Annotated in this window: 21 protein-coding genes; all 21 read right to left on the bottom strand. The window is 65.6% G+C overall.

Annotated features, from left to right (window positions below):
• Positions 1 to 2: 2 nt before the first annotated feature.
• The 21 genes from HN018_RS06930 to HN018_RS06830 all read right to left on the bottom strand — a co-directional run bounded on the left by HN018_RS06930 (position 3) and on the right by HN018_RS06830 (position 16,886).
• Complete coding sequence (locus HN018_RS06930) at positions 3 to 497, bottom strand: phage baseplate assembly protein domain-containing protein (protein WP_171834797.1); 495 nt, start codon at positions 495 to 497, stop codon at positions 3 to 5.
• On the bottom strand, positions 494 to 2,527 hold the full coding sequence (locus HN018_RS06925) for a hypothetical protein (protein WP_171834796.1): 2,034 nt from the start codon (positions 2,525 to 2,527) through the stop codon (positions 494 to 496). Before HN018_RS06925 ends, HN018_RS06930 begins: the two co-directional genes overlap by 4 nt.
• Positions 2,528 to 2,540: 13 nt before the next feature.
• Positions 2,541 to 3,704 (bottom strand): phage baseplate assembly protein, encoded by a 1,164-nt coding sequence (locus HN018_RS06920; RefSeq protein WP_171834795.1) that lies wholly within the window; start codon positions 3,702 to 3,704, stop codon positions 2,541 to 2,543.
• 7 nt (positions 3,705 to 3,711) lie between these two features.
• Positions 3,712 to 4,281, bottom strand: a complete 570-nt coding sequence (locus HN018_RS06915) for a hypothetical protein (RefSeq protein ID WP_171834794.1) — start codon at positions 4,279 to 4,281, stop codon at positions 3,712 to 3,714.
• On the bottom strand, positions 4,278 to 5,063 hold the full coding sequence (locus HN018_RS06910) for a DNA circularization N-terminal domain-containing protein (protein WP_171834793.1): 786 nt from the start codon (positions 5,061 to 5,063) through the stop codon (positions 4,278 to 4,280). Before HN018_RS06910 ends, HN018_RS06915 begins: the two co-directional genes overlap by 4 nt.
• Positions 5,063 to 5,215, bottom strand: coding sequence for a GpE family phage tail protein (locus HN018_RS29380; protein ID WP_408886787.1), 153 nt, complete (start codon positions 5,213 to 5,215; stop codon positions 5,063 to 5,065). The genes HN018_RS06910 and HN018_RS29380 overlap by 1 nt, the downstream gene beginning before the upstream one ends.
• A complete protein-coding gene (locus HN018_RS06900) occupies positions 5,212 to 5,526 on the bottom strand; it encodes a phage tail assembly protein (RefSeq protein WP_171834792.1) in 315 nt (104 codons plus the stop codon). The genes HN018_RS29380 and HN018_RS06900 overlap by 4 nt, the downstream gene beginning before the upstream one ends.
• Positions 5,526 to 5,924, bottom strand: coding sequence for a phage tail tube protein (locus HN018_RS06895; protein WP_171834791.1), 399 nt, complete (start codon positions 5,922 to 5,924; stop codon positions 5,526 to 5,528). The genes HN018_RS06900 and HN018_RS06895 overlap by 1 nt, the downstream gene beginning before the upstream one ends.
• An 11-nt stretch (positions 5,925 to 5,935) precedes the next feature.
• The gene (locus HN018_RS06890; RefSeq protein ID WP_171834790.1) at positions 5,936 to 7,426 is read right to left on the bottom strand and encodes a phage tail sheath subtilisin-like domain-containing protein; all 1,491 of its coding nucleotides are present in this window, start codon (positions 7,424 to 7,426) and stop codon (positions 5,936 to 5,938) included.
• 12 nt (positions 7,427 to 7,438) lie between these two features.
• Entirely contained in the window at positions 7,439 to 7,663 is a 225-nt protein-coding gene (locus HN018_RS06885) for a DUF2635 domain-containing protein (protein WP_171834789.1), read from the bottom strand.
• 14 nt (positions 7,664 to 7,677) lie between these two features.
• Positions 7,678 to 8,220 (bottom strand): phage tail terminator protein, encoded by a 543-nt coding sequence (locus HN018_RS06880; RefSeq protein WP_171834788.1) that lies wholly within the window; start codon positions 8,218 to 8,220, stop codon positions 7,678 to 7,680.
• On the bottom strand, positions 8,217 to 8,681 hold the full coding sequence (locus HN018_RS06875; protein WP_171834787.1) for a hypothetical protein: 465 nt from the start codon (positions 8,679 to 8,681) through the stop codon (positions 8,217 to 8,219). The genes HN018_RS06880 and HN018_RS06875 overlap by 4 nt, the downstream gene beginning before the upstream one ends.
• Complete coding sequence (locus HN018_RS06870; RefSeq protein WP_171834786.1) at positions 8,681 to 9,211, bottom strand: hypothetical protein; 531 nt, start codon at positions 9,209 to 9,211, stop codon at positions 8,681 to 8,683. Before HN018_RS06870 ends, HN018_RS06875 begins: the two co-directional genes overlap by 1 nt.
• The gene (locus HN018_RS06865; protein ID WP_171834785.1) at positions 9,211 to 9,591 is read right to left on the bottom strand and encodes a phage head completion protein; all 381 of its coding nucleotides are present in this window, start codon (positions 9,589 to 9,591) and stop codon (positions 9,211 to 9,213) included. The genes HN018_RS06870 and HN018_RS06865 overlap by 1 nt, the downstream gene beginning before the upstream one ends.
• A 3-nt stretch (positions 9,592 to 9,594) precedes the next feature.
• Entirely contained in the window at positions 9,595 to 10,224 is a 630-nt protein-coding gene (locus HN018_RS06860) for a head-tail connector protein (protein ID WP_171834784.1), read from the bottom strand.
• Between the two features lie 16 nt (positions 10,225 to 10,240).
• Entirely contained in the window at positions 10,241 to 10,645 is a 405-nt protein-coding gene (locus HN018_RS06855) for a hypothetical protein (protein ID WP_171834783.1), read from the bottom strand.
• A gap of 6 nt (positions 10,646 to 10,651) precedes the next feature.
• Positions 10,652 to 10,852: a hypothetical protein gene (locus tag HN018_RS06850; RefSeq protein WP_171834782.1), complete on the bottom strand. Its 201-nt coding sequence runs from the start codon at positions 10,850 to 10,852 to the stop codon at positions 10,652 to 10,654.
• 9 nt (positions 10,853 to 10,861) lie between these two features.
• Positions 10,862 to 12,415, bottom strand: a complete 1,554-nt coding sequence (locus HN018_RS06845) for a phage major capsid protein (RefSeq protein WP_171834781.1) — start codon at positions 12,413 to 12,415, stop codon at positions 10,862 to 10,864.
• A 109-nt stretch (positions 12,416 to 12,524) separates the two neighbouring features.
• Positions 12,525 to 13,220, bottom strand: coding sequence for an HK97 family phage prohead protease (locus HN018_RS06840; protein ID WP_171834780.1), 696 nt, complete (start codon positions 13,218 to 13,220; stop codon positions 12,525 to 12,527).
• Positions 13,221 to 13,242: 22 nt separating this feature from the next.
• Positions 13,243 to 14,547, bottom strand: a complete 1,305-nt coding sequence (locus tag HN018_RS06835; RefSeq protein ID WP_171834779.1) for a phage portal protein — start codon at positions 14,545 to 14,547, stop codon at positions 13,243 to 13,245.
• Positions 14,547 to 16,886: a terminase TerL endonuclease subunit gene (locus HN018_RS06830; RefSeq protein WP_172443461.1), complete on the bottom strand. Its 2,340-nt coding sequence runs from the start codon at positions 16,884 to 16,886 to the stop codon at positions 14,547 to 14,549. Before HN018_RS06830 ends, HN018_RS06835 begins: the two co-directional genes overlap by 1 nt.
• Positions 16,887 to 16,979 lie beyond the last annotated feature (93 nt).

The raw sequence follows: 16,979 nt of genomic DNA, 5'->3' as shown, positions 1-16,979 counted from the left end.
CGTCAGGTCCCCGCGATCGGCGCGCCTGTCGCGTTGCCGTCATTGCCGTTCGAGTGCTCGTGCGCGAGGAAGGTAATTCCGCCGATCGTCGCGTCTTCGGTGACGACGAGCTTCCCGTTGATGGTGACGGTGCCCCCGGACGCGGTGAGGACCACTCCGCCTTTCCCATCCATCAGGACGGACGAGCCCGTCAGGTCGTAGAGCATCACCTGTCCGTCGGTGAGGTTCTTCGGCCGCGATCCCTGGTGCGCCGAGCTGATGACCATTCCCTTGGTGCCATCACCGGACACGTTGAGGACAATGATGTCGCTGCCGACCGGGATGTGTGCAGAGAAGCCGTAATGGTATGTGACCGGGATATTGTCCCGGGTCTGCGCGCTGTTCGACTTCGCCTGCACCGTCTGCACGGGCCCGCTGTCGATCGGCGCCACCGTGGTGCGCATCACCTGCACCACGTTCTGCAGGCGGCGGGTCAGACCCGCCAGAATGTCGCTCATATGGCGTAGCCGGAGGCTATGGACGACGTCGCCACCCCCTTCGCCTGCACGTTCCCGGTCGTCGACTTCACCGTCGCTTTCGTGCCTGGGTCGGTCTGGACATGGACAACGACCTTCCCTTCCGGGGCAGGCTGGCCGGAGCTCGCGAACTGCTGAGCAGGTGCGCCAGCACCGATCACCGCATTGACGCCGCTGGTGAGCGACGCCGTGTCGAGCGGATGCCCGTTCTCCCGCGCTGCCATGGCTCCGATCACCTTCGAGGCGATCGACGGGTCGCGCATGTTGACCGGAGCGTTCGCGTCGAGCCCGGTCTGTCCTGCCACCTGCGCAATGTAGCCCGCCGTGTCGTTCTCGTTCGGCGGCGCCCACTTCGAGATCAGTGCCGACAGCGTGCCGGCGCCGCGGTTCTGGTTGAGCAGCATCTGCCGCTCAGCCGCTGCCACGCCATCCGACATCGTGCCGTATTGGCCGAAACGACCGTCTGACCCGGTGACCCCAATCTGACCTGGCACATAGGTCAGGTTGAGCGGGTTGTTGTTCCGATACCCGCGCGGAACGTTGCCGCGCTGCGGCCCGCTGCTCGAATGGATCGCCGAGTGCGGATCGTGCCCACGGTTCGCCTGGTTGGCGACGGCATGGCCTGTCGGGGCGGCATTCCAGCCCTGGCCGAACAGCCAGGACAGACCGTGTGCGGTCAGGTAGGCGATCGTCCCGGTGACGGCCGCACCGATCAGGAGAGGCGTCGCGAGCCCGAGCCCACTCATGCCCGCCAGTCCGCCGGCGGCGGCTTCGCCACCGGCCACCACCGCCGCCGTCCCGGATCCGGCCGCGCCTGCTGCTGCTGCTGCACCTGCAACTGCCTCACCGCCGACTGCTGCGACACTTGCTGCCTGCGCAGCCCGCGCCGCCAACACGATCCGGCCGAACTTCAACAGCACGCCGTCCAGCGCACCGGCGAGCGCCAGGAACGGCGCCATCACCTTGAGCGCGAAGCCGCCCGCCATGACGAGGAACAGATCCTCGAGCGCTGCCTTCGGACCACCAAGCGCATCGACCAGGTGCTTGACCGCGTCGTACCACTTGTTGAAGTCGTCGCGCAGGCCCTTCCAGTTAGCACCCTTCAGGTAGTCGACGAACTGCCTGACGTCGTCGGTGATCGTGTTGGCCAGCCAATCCCGATTCACCGACAGCCAGTTGGTCATGAAATCGACGATCGGCCCGATCACCGGCTGGAGTCCGGCCGCGAGCGTGTAGCCGAATTGCTCGACCGAGATCGTCAGCGCCGTCTGCGACTGCCGCAGCTGGTCGGCCTTCCGGACCTGGTCGTCCGTGATGCCGCCGAGCTGCTTCGCCTGGGCGATGTACTGCTGGAACGCCGGCAGGCCCTGCCGGAACACCCGCAGCAGCTCCTCACTACCGAAGATGCTGCTGGTGACCCGAGCTGCAAGCGTCGGGTTGACCTTCTCGAGCGCGCCGATCTTGGAAATGATCTGCGGCATCACGCTGTCGGCCGTGCCGTGCAGCGCCTTCATGCTGATGCCGAGGCGCTGGAAATACTGCATCGCGTCGTTGTTGCGCCCGGCGAGCGCGTCGGTCATCGCATCCTTCAGGTGCGTCATGCCGCCGGTCATCGCGTCGGCCGAAACGCCGGCCAGACGCGCGGCATTCTGGAAGGTGTTCAGCTTGTCGGCCGACAAGCCAATGCGCTCAGCATTGTATCCTAGCCGGCTGCCCCAATCGGCCCAGGCCGAGGCCAACCGATACATGCCGGCGATGCTCGCCGCACCAGTGATCGCGGCTAGCGGCTCGACGATGCGGGTCACGTTGCGGAACACGTCGAACGCGCTGCGCCCGATGTCGCCGAACGCCTTGCCGACCCTGTTCAGTCCGGAGACATTCCCGAACTTCTCCATCGACGCGCTCAGCTTCTCGTAGGGAGCCGAGAATGCCTGAAGCCTCTTGTTGATCTTGTCGATTGTGGCAGTGACGCCGTCGTTTGCGGTGATCGTGACGCTGAAGCCATTGGCCATCGTCCGGGGTCCTTTATGCGTCGCCCGGTGCTGCCGATCCGGCCGAAAGTGCCTGGCTGACCTGCCAGTCGAATGCCTGGATGATTGCCGGCTCGGGCTGGAAGGCCTCCGGTGGCATCAGGGACAGTTCAGCGGTCGTCCCGCCCTCGCCCCGGACGTAGCTGACCTCGCCGATGATCCAGGTCGCGTCGATTTTCAGTGCCGGGATGCTGATCGGCACCAGGGTGTTCGGCGTCCACAGCGTGCCCGCACTGTCGCGCCAGCTGTCGCAGGTGATCCGCACGGCTTGCGATCGACCGTAGCGTCGTGCCTTTTCCCACCGGGCGCGGGCAGTGGCGATGAACGTTCCGCCCTGCTGCATTTCCGCCGAGACAACGACGGTCGGCCGGAAATCCGGGACACCCTTGTCGGTCTCGTGGCCGATGATGAAGCCGCTGTCCGAGACGTCGGCCAGCGTGTCGGTGCCGACGGTGGTCGCGTAGTAGTCGCTGAAGCGGTCGGACATCGAGAAGTCGGCGCTGGCAGTCTGGATATTCACGCCCTGCTGCAACCCGGAGGCCGCTCGCGTGGTGCCGACCTGCGCCAGGATCAGGTTTCCGTCGGTGTCCTCGTAGGCGAGGCGGGCGCCGTAGCGCGCGCACCGGTCGATGATCTCGAACACCGTCTCGCCGAAGATGATGTTGAACTGCGGAACGATCATGCCCGGGTCAGTGACCGTATCTTTGACCGTGATGCCAAACGGCGCAGCCAGCTTGGCCGCGATGTCCTTGATATAGACGTTGCCCAGTTGGCCACCGGTCGGGCCGTTCTGGTCGAACCCGGCCGCGCAGTCGACGAGCTCCCGGCAGTTGCCGCGCCCGCTGATCCGCACCTGGTGTTGCTCGGGTCCAATGGACGGCGAGTAGCGGTCGATCCGGCCGGTCAGGATCCGATCACGCCCGAGGCGGACCACACACTGCTGGCCCGGCTGCACCGACACGGCCTGCGTCTGCCCGGGAAACCTCTCGGTCAGGGTGACGTCGAAATCGCTCGGCATCTTCTCGACGCCGCGCGCGACCCGCACCTGCTGCCAGCCGCCAAAGGTCATTCCGCCGACCGTAATGGTCAGCTCGTTCGGATCGCTTGATCCCCCCTGCCCGCGTCGCTTGCCGACGACGGTGATGGTCTCGTCGGCCATTACGATCCTAGCTGCTCAGCGCGACAAGCGACGTAGGCATGAACCCGGGATGCACCGGGTTGGCCCGGGCAATCAGATCATCCGACCGGCTGGCGTCGCGGTAGAGCCGATAGGCCAGAGCGAGAGACGGCTGCGGCAGGTTCGTGGTGATCGTGGTGAGCCGGGCCAGGTCGGAACCGCGTGTCATCAGGTCGTCCAGCACGGCGGCTCGCAACGAACGAAGCGCCTGATACGAGGCGTCCTCCTCGGCATCGCCCGCGACCAGAATCTCGGCGTCATAAAGCGGCGCTACCGCCAGCCGAACCGCCAGCGCATCGTCGTAGGACGACGGCTGGTAGGTCGCGCAGGCCCGCGCCAGGGACGACAGGGCCGCACGCCGGAAGAACCGACCCATGCAGACCGTGATCGTGAAGATCGCGCCACCGACGGGCACCGTCGACGGCACGCCGCCCGGGTCGTAACCAGCCAGCGAAGACAGCAGCCGGACGGCGTCTGCAGGATCTGCGCATGCGGTTCGCAGCGTCTCCATCATCGCCTGGACCGCGGAGGCAAACCCGTTGTCGGCTGCAACCGTCATAGGGAGAGGCTCCCGGCCAGATTGGCGACGGTGTTGCCGGCCTGGGCGACGCCGGCCCGGGCGACCGTCACCGCCGACAGGGCGCCCTCAACGTTCGAGATGCCTGCCAGGATTGTGCCCCTGGAGCCGCTCGCATAGCGCCCATACTGCCCTGTGAGGCCCGCCACCGCGCCGGTGATGAGCGACGCATCACCAGCCAGCGTCCGGACCCGGGCTACGGCCTGCGTCGCCACCCTGAGCCCGGCGGACACCACCTGGGCACCCTCGGTCAGGGCAGGGCCGATGCCGGAGAGGAAGTCACCGGTGGTCGCCGTGTCGGCATCGTCCGCGAACATGTTTGCGACGTCTGTCGTCGACGTGCTGCTGTCCGGGTAGATCGAAACGCCGGTTTCCAGGAACTCGAACCGGATCTCGACGACCCGGCCCATTTCCTTGCGCTCGATCGCCTCCATGGGCGCCGTGAGCGCCACGGTCAGGCTTCCGAGCGACGGATGGATCAGCTGGCCGGAGCCCGCCGTCTCGGACGCTTCGAGCAGTGCCTGCGCTTGCGCGTAGCAATCGTCCCCGACCACGAAACCCGAGAACTGCACCGCCCGGACGTTCCGGCCGATATCCTCGACCCAGATTTCATCTCGAAACGGGTATTCGTGCACGGCCACGCGCCGGCCGCGCCGATAGCTCGAACTGTCGACCGCGAAGCCAAGCCCGCGCCACGACGCGGGCTGAAGCTGCGCAAGCCAGGCCGGCACATCGAGGGCGAAGCTGCTGCTGTAAACCGCCATCACCTGCCCCCCTTCTGCGCTGCCACCTGAGCCGCAGCCTGGGCTGCCGCCTGTTCGTTGGCCCGCTCAAGCCACCAGGTGATCTCGCTCACCGGCAGGTCCCAGCACTCACGAGGCCCCCAACCAAACCATTTGGAAAGCTGAGCGGTCAGCTGTTCCCAGTTGCCTGGTTGGGCGTGACGAAAGCCTGGAGATATTCCGATGCGATCATGATCTTCGAGATCGGCATGGCGTCGATGATCTGCTGAGGAACACCGGACACCGACCTGATCAGCGACATCTGGTAGATGCGGATCGCCTCGGCCGAGATCCCCTTGCGGAGGTGTCCTTCGGCCGCCCGGACTTCCGCGCCGGTCGGCTCCCGCAGACGGATGCTGTCGCAGGACATGCCGCCATGCGACAGCGGCGGATCGAACTCGATGACCAGTTCCGGGTCGGGCAGGTCGTATGCGATCGCGTCCATCAGGTGCTGCTCTCAGTGACGTCGGTGCCCTCAAACTTGACCGTGAATGTCGCCTCGGCGGTGGCGACCTCCGAGCTCTCGGTGCAGACCATGTTGTTGCCGTAGACCGTCTTGCCATTTGCCAGGACGGCAACGATCGAGCTGTCGGTCTTCGTCAGGAAACTGGCTACCGACAGCGTTCCGGAATCGCGGATCCGGGCCGAGATGAAGCCGGTCACGGGCATTTCGCTAAAGCCCTGCACGCCGGACTGCCCGACCAGCATTTCCTTCTTGGTGCTGTATGGCGAGTAGGTCAGGTCCCCCGCGACATCCACGGCTTCGCCGTCGATCTCCAGGGAGGCAACGCCGGCCCGACGCGTGTTCGACGCCGTCAGGCCATTATAGAGCGACTGGCTCATCGATCAGATCCTTACGAGTTTGCGATGAAGCTGATCGACATGACGATTGCTCGTAGTTGGTCATCCAGCACGAACGGCAGCAGCAGGTTGACCCGGCCGCCGCCGGCATTCTCCGCGCGAGCCCCGGCCTTGAAGAGCGCATAATTCTGCGCCCGCCCGGTGGTGCACCAGCCTTTGTAGATCGCCAGGACGGTCGCGAGGATCGTCTGCGACGTCACCATGTTGGAGCCGCCGGCGATGTTCGTGCCGTCCACGACCAGCTTCTTGCGGCCGTAGCTGGTCTGCAGCTGATTCCGCATGTCGCGCGTCAGGTCCACGACCATGAACGGCGTCTCGGTATTCTCCCAGGTCGTGTCCGGGGCACCCGATGCGTCGAACTGGTAGAACGTCTGCATGCGATCGATCGTGACCACACCAGCATCGCTGACCACGAACGTGCTCAGCCCGTCATAGAGCAGCGTGTTGCGCACGCTGAGAATGAACCGGCTGGCGATCGGCGGCGGCAGCACGTTGAGCACCAGCTCCTGCAGCGGCAGGCCTGGATCTGCGCGCAAGCTGGTGGCGCAGGCGCCAGCCAGGTCTGCAGCCCACAACCAGGCCGGCGTCGGGCTGTCGTAGAAGCCCATGCAGGACGCCGTGAATTCGTTGCGCCCGTTGCCGAACGTGGTGAGCGCCGCCGCGGTGCCACGGTAGGCGAGGAACACATGGCCGTAGATCTGTGACTGCCAGGACCAGCGGCCCGTCGTCGAATTGAGGAATGCAAGCAGCGTCGCGAGAGTTGTCGCATCGGTATAGGGGCAGACGATGAAGTCGAAGCTCTTGTCGCCCAGGTTGGTGAGCGTGGTTCCGACATCCGTCGAGGGCGAGCCAATACCGCCGGTCAGCTGCGCCGAGCTGATCGTGACGGTCAGACCGGGCGGGGTGATCTCGCCGCCGGCGGAACCGAGGTAGTTCGCCCGGACGTCGATCTCGTTGCCGACCACGCCGGCATTGTCAGCGGTCAGGGTGACGACCGCGCCGGCCACGGTCGCGGAGACCGGGCAGTTCTTGTCCGCGTTGACCACGGCAGCCCAGCCGGTCGCGATCGCCGCAGCGGCGGTGCCCGACGCCACAGACAGCGGCTCGAGGACGCCGGCGATACGCAGCGAAATAGCGCCAGAGGCCGTGGCCGTTCCGGCGAACGTCACCGTCGCGGTCGCGGCGACGGCCGCGGCCGGGTCGACCTGCGGCGCGAGCCACGTCTCACCGAACGTGTCCTGGCCCAGATACTGCTCGTACATCAGGGCGAGCATCGAGCCCGCGCCGAGCTGCACCTTCGCATCGTTCAGTCCGGTCGCCAGGAACGCGAGGTTGGGAGGCGCGGTGCCGCCGGCGACCTTCTGGCCGAGAATGAGCGTGCGCTGGTTTTGCGCGCCGCCGCTCTCCTGCGGATTGATCTCCGCAAACACGCCATGCGTGCGATTGGTCGCCGGGTAGTTCTTGAAGCTGATGGTGCTGCTCATGGCGCGCGTCCTCTACGAGCCAGAATCGGCGTCGGGATTGTGGTCAGGCAGTGCCGGAAGCGCGGCGGCCTCCTGGGGAGGCTCTTCCGCAACCACGTCCCCGTGGTTCATCAGCTGCTGCCAATAGGGATGGTGCGGGACACCATTGGTGTCCGCCACATCGATCCCATCCTCGGGCAATAGCTGACGCGTGACGTGGTCGCGGACCTTCAGGCCCGACGCTGGCTTGATGCGCATGAGTGCTCCGGGGGTCAGGACTGCGGAACGGCCGCGTCGAAGACGCTGAGGGTGGTGCCGGTCGGCTGGTTGGTGATGGTGCCTTGGACCTCGACCAGCGGCTCGAACGGCACTTGGAAACCGTCATGCTCGGTGATCGTCGTCTCGATGGCGAAGTCGAACTGCCAGATCAGGCGAGCCCGGTTCGATCGCAAATAGCCGCCGCGCGCATAGGCAAAGCCCCGCGCCGCGTTCGCGCTGCCCGGCCGCCAGTTCAGGATCGCGCCGAACACCGCCGTGCGGATCTGCCCGACCGCATCGGTCGATGCCGCCTGGCCGCGCCGGTCGATGCTGTTGTCCAGGTCGACAATGATCCCGATCGTCTGCGTCACGATCTGCTGCAGGCCGGTCTGGTCCAGGTTGGGGCCCGGTTCGTCCTCGATCTGCACCACGTAGGCCGCCGGCGCCGGCAGCCACACTTGGTCGCCCGCAAGCTCCCACTCGGCGGCGCCAGCGACATTGCCGTTGAAGACCGGCGCGTAGGTCTTCAGCTGCGCGATGATCTCGTCGAGGGTCACCCGGCGTCGTCCGTGACGATGCAGCAGGTGACATGCTCGTAGACGTCGTGCGTCTTGCGCACGAAGATCAGGTCGCCGCGGCGGATCGTTTCCGGTCCAACCGCATCATCCGAGATTGATGCGGAACCGAGGTCTGTACCATTCGGCGACAGCAAACGAACTTGCTTCATTTTCATCTCGCGACGGTGGATTGGCATCGTGATCGTCGAGGCGAAGCGCTCGACCTCACTTCGGAACCACGCCTCGCTGGCGACCTGTCTTTCGTGAGCGTTGGCCCAGCGGAAGCGACAGACGTTCTGCCAATTTGCTGGCGAGTGACCGGCGACTACCGGGCGATACTCCCGGCGCAGCTCCTCGATCATCAGGCGCTGCGGGCCGACCAGGAAGCGCCGGCGGTATCGAACCTCGCCAGTTGGCATCCACGGATAATCGCCCATGCTATTGGGAGGATGTCCGGGCATCAGGCCTTCATCCTCACGAGCTTGATGTCCTGCGACAGGCTCGCCGCGATGCGGGGGCCCAGGCTGCTCTTGCGGGCATCGAGGGCGGCAGAGAGGAATGGGCGGGCCTGCATCACCCTCGCCTTCCCGACGCCGCCGCCGCCCTTCACCCGGATGCCGCCTCTGCTGACGCGACCTCCGCCCTTTGCGCCGGCCTCGAGGAACAGCGCGTAGAAAACAGAATCTCGGATCGCAACGCCCTCGCCCGACTTGAACGGCCGGACCCGGATCGACTTCGCGAGCGTGCCCGTGATGTTCGATGGCGCATTGCCCGGCGCTGAGGCCTGGAACGCGCCCTTGCGGTAGCCGCCCCGATACTTGGCTGCCGAGCCGCCCGGGCCGCGATACGTGCGACCACCGCCGGCACTGCTTCGGATCAGCTTCCGAGCCGTGGCGGCAACTTCGCTACCGGCCACGCGCATCACCTGGCGCAAGGCCTTCTTGTTGTAGAGCAGGGTGGCGCTCTCAACCTTGATCCGGAAGCCGGCCATCAGGTGGCTTTCTCCAGCTCAACCTCAAGGATGACGAAGCGCTTGCGCCCGGTGATCTCGCGGACCCGGCGGACGCGAAACAGTTCGGTTCGCGCTGTACCGTCGCGGCGCTTGGAGCGCCGGATCACGACTTGCTTGTTGTCGAGGTAGTCGACCCACCGGATGAAAATCCTGTGGGTGATCGGCCCATCGACTTGCTCACCCGCCAGGCCCCAGAAGGTCATCGCGCCGACTGGCTGAACATCAGCCTGCACCGGCTGGAGATCCTCCAGCACCTCATCGATGCCGGCCCCACCGTTCATCTGCGCGTACTGCTCGCGCGTTGCTAGCAGCACGCGCCAACGAAGCCGGCCGATCTCGACGCCTTCGGCTTCAGGCATTGGTCAGCCCCCGAAGGTCTGGATCTTGTATGGCCAGAGGAGCGCCGTCGCGGCGGGAGGCATGTCGCCGCCAGCATCGCCCCGGTTCTCGTAGAGAAAGGCCGTGAGCAGCAGGATCGCCATGACGATCGGCTTCGGGACGGAGGCCGGGTCGGCGTAGCCCGCGACGAACTCGACGATCAGATGGTCGGACGGGAAGTTGCCTGCTCCGTTCAGCAGGTGCAGGCGGGACGGCTCGGTGTTCAGATCGAGGTGGTAGCTGGACGGATCCAGCACCGTATCGGCCTGGCCCCACTGCCCCGTGGCGATCGACACGATCGACTGTACCGGCGAGCGCGGGATCTCCACCGGACGCTGGAACAGCATCGAGTAGGGCATCCAGAGCGGCAGGATGAAAGCCGTGAAGGGAAACATCGGAAACTGGTTGGTCGGCGGCGAGTGCGCCATCACCCAGCGCAGGGTTTGCGTCACCAGCGCCCGGGCGAGGAACTCCTCCGCCATCGTCGTCGCCGCACCGAGATAGATCTCGAGCAGGTCGTCCTCATCCTCGGTATCGATGCGGATGTGTCGCCGCACCTGGTCGAGGCTGAGGAGCGTGGCAGGCGGTGTGACGACGCCGATCGCGGAGTACATGCAGCCTCGAAGGGCGTTAGCCCTCCGCCTTCTCTTCGGCCGGGTCGCCGCCGACCGGATGCTTGTCGTCTTCCGGCGCCACGACCGGCGATCCATCCGACACGGCGGGCGTGGTGCCCGGGGTATGCGGTCCGGAACCGATCTCGCCGGTCCGGTTGACCACACGGTTCTCGTTGATCGTGGTGGGCGAATGCTCGGTCTCGAGACCAGCGGCCACCGGATCGACGGCAGCCTGCTGCGGACCGTGCACGTGGGAGTGCTCGGCACCCGGAACCTTGCTATCCGGCACTTCGGTCAGGCCTGGCGTGAAGCTCTTCCCACGATGGAAGAACCCCTCGACGTGATCGATGGTGCGCTCGACGATCCCGTGCTGCTCGGCAGCGGTCTCGAACGGCTTCGGCTCGGTGTTTTCATCGTCCATGACTGGTTACGCCTTCTTGATGATGCGGCCCGCGAGAGGCTCGCGCTCCACCGTCGTTGAGATGTCGACCGCGATCCCGCGCGCAATGAGCGAGTTCGCGGTCAGCACAGGAAAGCCGGCCTCGACGCCCCGATTCCAGGACTGATAGGACCGGCGGAAGCGGACGGTCTTTTCGACAATCCGCTCCGGTAGCGTCGATTCCGACATGTGTTGTTCCTATGCGCGGCCGGGCAGCGTTCCGCCGGCAACTGCCGCCGCGCTGTTGCCGGGGAGATTGCTTCCGGTCGGCGGAGTGCCCCAGGTGGAGGCAGCCGCCGAACCGTCGCCGCTCGGTGCCTGCACGTAGTAGGCAGCGCCGCCGTACGGGGTGTAGCCGGCGGGGTTCCAGCCGGGCAGAACGGCGATGGCCAGCGAGGCCTGGTGCCGAATGTTGAAGTCATGCTCGCTGATCACACGGAACACGGTCTGGTCACGCTGGAAGCCGGAGACCGTGTTGCCGCCACCATCCTTGTAGGAGGCAACGTCCGAGGCATCGACCAGGATGTTGTAGGTCTCGCCGATCACCACGTCGGCGAAGTCTGCCAGCATCAGGTATGCGCCGTTGTTCACCGCGGCACCGTTTGCCGCGGTGTTCAGGTTGGTCGGCAGCTGCGCCGTGGTCTTGTACGGGATGCCTAGCAGTGTGCCGGTGGCGATCTCGTCCTTGAACACGTAGTTGCCGACGCCGTCGCGCAGGGTCAGCAGGAACGACTTCACCACCGGCGGCATGATCCAGCGCGGACGGATCATGCGCGAGAAGCCCTGCTCGAGGAGCAGCAGCATGCCCTGCAGAACCTGCGACACGACGCCGACGACCAGGGCGTTGTTGGTCGTGTCGGTGAACGGCAGCACCGTCAGCTTGTTCGCGGCGGCACACAGGTTCAGCAACCCGATCGGGCTGTTGCCGGACCCGTCGCCCACCAGGAACGCGAGATCTTCGCGGCGCGCCAGGGTTTGGATCAGGTCGTCCCGAACGATCGCCTCTACGCCGATCGGCGCACGGCGGATCAGGTCGTTGGAGACCGGAACCATTGCCGTGAGCTTCTTGGCGTTGAGCTGCAGGTCGTCGAACGTTTCCTGCGAAACGCCGATGTCGTCCAGCTCACCCTGGTAGCCGGCGGTCGCGCCGGCCGCGAGGCGCGGGATCGTCGCGTTGCCCATCGGCATCGGGATGATCATCGGGTCGCTGTCGCGCACCACGGTCGCCGCGCGCAGCAGCTCGATGAGGTCGGGAATGAAGTTCTGCGGGATCAGCGCGCCACCGGTTGCGGTGCCGGCGGTGTTGAGCGCCTTCGCAACCTCGGCATCGCCGAAACGACGCTGGATGAAAGCGGCCGCGCCGGACATCGAGCCCGACTTCGCATGCCAGAGCCCGATCATGAAGCGGGCGGCCTTGAAACCGCGCTCCTTCAGGGCCGCCGGCTCGCCGGACCCATGATGCGTGAAACGGCGCAGCTGCATATCGCGCATCCCGCGCTCTTCGTCGTTCAGAGGATCCCCATCGACCGGATCGGTGATGGGGTCGGCCGCGTCGGCCTCGAGTGCCATCAGCGACTGCAGGCGATCGATGCTGCCGGACAGGACGGAGATCTCCGCCATGATCGCGGTGCCACGGTCGAGATCATCCTGGGCAGGCGCCTCGCCGTCGGGAAGACCCTCTTCCTTGATGCGGAGCGCCTTCGCCTCGGTGATCAGGTTGGATCGCTTGCGGAGCAGATCGGACAGTTTCATTTGGTAGGCTCCATCGGAGGGAAAGCGGCGCCCTCAAGGCGCTGCGACGACCTTGCCCAAAGGTCGGTTGAGGGCACCGGCTACCGCGGAAGTGCGGCCCGGAATCAGGTTAGGCTGACGTTGCCAGCATGAGGGTGTGCCGATGCGCACGGCGGATCCGCTCGACGCGCAAGCGCTGCTCTTTCTCGACTGCTTCCTGCGCGGCGCGTGCGTCGGCATCGACATCAGCGAGCGGCAGTCCGGTCGGGCCGGGCGCCAGCAGATCGTTGAACTCGATCAGCGCTTCGGCGTTGGCCGGCACAGTCACGATCGAAAATTCAAGCAGCTCTTGCCGCTTGAAGTCCATCGGCGGGCACCAGCCCTCGCCATCGTCGCGATCGTTGGCGATGTCGTAGTCGAGCGGCCGGAAGCCGACGCTCGTGGCTGCCAGGAACCCGTTCTGGCAGCAGCGAAGCACGGCCTCTGCCTTGTCGCCGATGTGCGGCCAGTCGCCCGGCACGAACTCGACGTCGGCCTTCAGCGCACCGTCATCGATCTCGATCCAGGTTGCCTTGCCGACCGGCAAGCAGCTTTGCTCATGACCCCAGAGCACGACCGGATTGCGCCGGAAGTTGATCAGGTCCCAGCCGTCGAGCGCGATCGTGTCGTTCTCGCGGTCGGGGTTCGGCGTGCTGATCACGAACCGGAGCACACGGTCACTGACCTGTGTGATGGTGCTGATCATCTCCTTGCGCAGCGTGACGTCCGTCGGCCGCTCGCCCTTCCGGACCAGGGCTTTGAGGCGCAGCGGTGACATGAGGGTCATTGTCGATTGGCCCTTTCAGGCTCTAGGCCGGACTGGTCGCCGGCGCCGTGACGCGTGCCGGGTCGTCAGGCGCCGGCGCGCTGCTGGCAGCACCGGTGTTTAGCGGGACACGATATTCGTCGCCGCCCGGGTAGGGGTTCAGGCCTTCGTCGATGCGCCACTCGTTTGCGTTCTGCAGGCCGCCGTTGACGGCAGCAACGCCAGCGTCCACCCGGCTCTTCCGGTCGCCGCGCAGCAGCTCGTTGAAGTCGCACCGGGCCCGGATTACATCGCGCTCTTCGCTGAACAGCAGCTTGTCGCTGATCAGCTCCTCGACCTGCCTGATCGGCGGCAGGAGCGCGTTGTCGATGTATTCCTGATTCTGGTTCTCGATGTTCGAATAGTGCGCATCACCGAGACGCATGATCTTGTGCGGAGGCACGCGATACAGACCGCAGATATCGATGTCCTGGTGTTCGCGGACCTCCAGGAACTGCGACTCCTGGCTCGTCATGCCGATCTTCTCGTACGTCAGCCCCTCCTCGAGCACCGCCGTCTTCGCGGTGTTGTCGACGCCGCCGTATGTCTCCCGCCAGCTGTTGGCGAGCCGAGCCGCACCTTCCGGCGACAGCTTTGCGGCCGCCTTCAGGACACCCTGGATCTGCGCACCCTGACGAAACAGCGTCGCGCCATGGCGCTGCGTCGCCATCGCCAGGCCAACCGCTTCCGGGCATGCCATGATCGGTGACAGGCCCAGGTAGCCGTCCAGCGAGAAGCCTCGCAGGTGCAGCATGTCGTCCTGGTGCAACGTCAGCCCCTCGCCGATGAGCGGGTGGCTGACGTGGTAGAACAGCCAGCCCTTTGGCGAGAGCAGCACGCTGACGCGATCAGGCGATATCGGAACGAGCGCCTTGGGCTCGCCCCCATTGCCGCGAATGATGACGATGTAGGCGTTGCCGCGCAGCGAAAGGCAGGTCGAGACGAACGACCAGAACTGCACCGGCACCTGCCACCGGTTCGGCCGGCGCAGCAGGCGTGCCAGATAGTGATCGTGCAGGACATCGAAGCCGCGACCGCCGGGCCGCATCCGCTGCACTTTGATCGGCAGCTTGGACCAGTCCTCGGCGATGCACCGGACGCATCCGAACACCGCCGCCGACTGCAGCGCTGTGAAAGGTGTGACCGGCAGGCCTGTCGCTGACGGCAGCGCCCCGAGGCCCGCCGACAGCCAGGACGGGTAGGAGCCGGACGCGAAACTGTCGGCCTTCACCACCGCCGGCATGGAGACCTTGGGCTCTACACGAACGGACGGCGCGCCGCGGTTATCCAGAAACGAGAGCAGCCCCATCAGAGCACCAGCAAGCCGCGGCTTTCGTAGACGGACTCCTGCCGGACGCCTGTCAGCAGCGCGCGGCCCATCGCCATGATCAGGGCGACCGGTCCGTCGATCTTGTTCTCCGGCTTCTCCTTGCGCGGATAGACCTGCTCCTTGGCGTCCTGGCGCGCGGTGACGTTCGACATCATCCAGCTCATCGGATGCTTGGGGCTGCACCCGTGAATGATCCGCCCGGCATCGAGCAAGCCGGCAACTTCCTTCATCGGCTCGGAGAAGTTGCGCGCGTTCTGGTCGAACTGCGTCACCGTGACCCCCTTTGCCATCAGTCGTGTCGTGAGCATCGTTGCCTGCGAGGGGTCGAAGGTCAGCTCCTCGACATCGAACAGCTTCCGCAGCTCGTCGATGTCTGCCTCGATCTGCTCGAAGTCGATCATGTTGCCTTCGGTCAGGATCAGCAGCGCCGGATCCTCGCAGGACCAGGCGTAGTAGTGTTCCTTGCCCGTCTGCTCGAGGATCTCGCGCGGCAAATAGTAGCGGCCGAAGGTAACGTAGCGCCCATCGTCGAGCGGGATCAGCACCTGCAGCGCGGCGATGTCGTTCTTCGACGCAAGGTCGAGGCCGATGATCGCTCGACGGCCGTACCAGGCCGTCTCGTCGAAATCGGGCTGGCAGCACCGGAACCAGGACTGCATGTTGAAGTAGGCGGCCCGCGAGTTGACCCACAGATTGAGATGCTTCGTTTTGAAGACGGCCTGCTGGCGCGGATTCCGGATCGCCTCGCGCTGCCGGGCGAGCAGGAATTCCTCCAGGACGGAAACGCCCATGTTCGGGTTCGCCTTCCGGAGGGCGTCCGGAGAGGTCCACTCGTCGTCCTCATCGATGCTGTACTCGAGGTAGAACAGCTCCTCGTTCTCGATCGTGCCCTCGAGCACCTTCCGCCCGGTCAGCACCAGGTCGAAGCAGGGGCCCGCGATGTTGTCGCCGGCGGTCGTGATGCCCCACATCATCGGCTGCTCGCGAGCACCCATGCCGGTGAGCATCGTGTCCCAGAGCTCGGGCGTATCGTGCTCGTGGTACTCGTCCACGATCGCGCAGGACGGTGATGCACCGTCGCCAGGCTTGCCGATCACCGGCTCGAAGCGGCTGCTGTTGGCCGCGATGTGGATGTTCGAGGCGTTGACCTTGATGCCGTAGTGGCTGAGCAGGTCGGGACGGCCGCGAGCCATCAGCGTCGCCGGCCGGAAAACCTCCCAGGCCTGCTTTTCGGTCGTCGCGCCGCAATAGACCTCGGCACCGTGCTCGTCGTCGGCCGCCATCATGTAGAGGCCGACCGGCGCCGACAGTGCAGAGTTGTGCGTGGGGACGAAGGATCGTCCCACCAGGAACATGCCGTCGGGATGGTCGACCTGAATGCAGCGCACCGGCACGGAGGCAACAGGCTCGCAGGCGGAAACTTGCCTGGTCTGCGACCTGGTTGCCCTGACGAGCTTCGGCTTCAGACGCGCCGCCTTACGCGGGAGCCGAAACACGGAACGCTCTTGCGTGGCCCAGAACTGGATGCGCCACTTAGCGCTGATCACTCGCCCCTGCAGGGTAGCGACACCCTCCGTCACGAGCGGCTTGAAGCCGAGGCCCCAGAGCAGCTCCTCGACACCCTGGGCCAAGGTTTTGGAGGTCGAGGTGAACTCACACTGACCGGCCGCAGACACATAGCCATCGGTGTCCATCAGGCCCTGCAGGAGAGCCATCCGCTGTCGAGAACCCGCGCGCAGGTAGCTCTGCGGGATGTGCTTGTTACCCAACACCCCTAAGCCGCGCAGCCGCGCCTGGACGGAGCGGAAGCGTTCCGCCGACCGAACTCCCGTGCCAAGCCGGTACGCACATCCATGGCGCTTCGAGATCACCTGCCCGACTTCACCGAGGATGACCTCCATGCTTGCAGCGTCCTGCTGCCCGATGGTGATGATTCCCGCAGCGGTCGTCCCGTCGCCAAGCCAAGCGCCCAACGTATACGGCTCGATGGGCAGATAAACTTCCGGAAGCTCGAAGGGAGCCGGAAGAGTTAGGCGGTGGTTCCGCTCCTCTCGGCACAACAGCGTCAGAGCAATCTCTCGTGTGGTCTTTATGCTCGGCTTGGCTCCTGCCGTCTTTCTGCCGCGTCCTTTCAGACGGTCGCGATCCTGACGTGCATCAGTCAGCCACTGGTGCTCAGCGTCCGCGACAATGGACTCGCCGTCGGCAAGGGCGAGCCGGTAGCAGGGCCGGTCGTGCATAGGCGCTGTGGTCGCAGCCACATGGCGCACACTACCATCTGGCCCGAAGACCGAATCGCCTGCCCGTAGATCACCCATGGTAGTCCATCCGGACGGCGTAGGGATCGGGGTGTCGAGGGCGAGCGCCTTGCCGTTCTTTCGCGGCACCAGGATCAGGACGATCCGGTATCG

It is taken from the genome of Lichenicola cladoniae (assembly GCF_013201075.1).
Classification (GTDB): domain Bacteria; phylum Pseudomonadota; class Alphaproteobacteria; order Acetobacterales; family Acetobacteraceae; genus Lichenicola; species Lichenicola cladoniae.
This window is presented reverse-complemented; position numbering and strand designations above follow the sequence as displayed.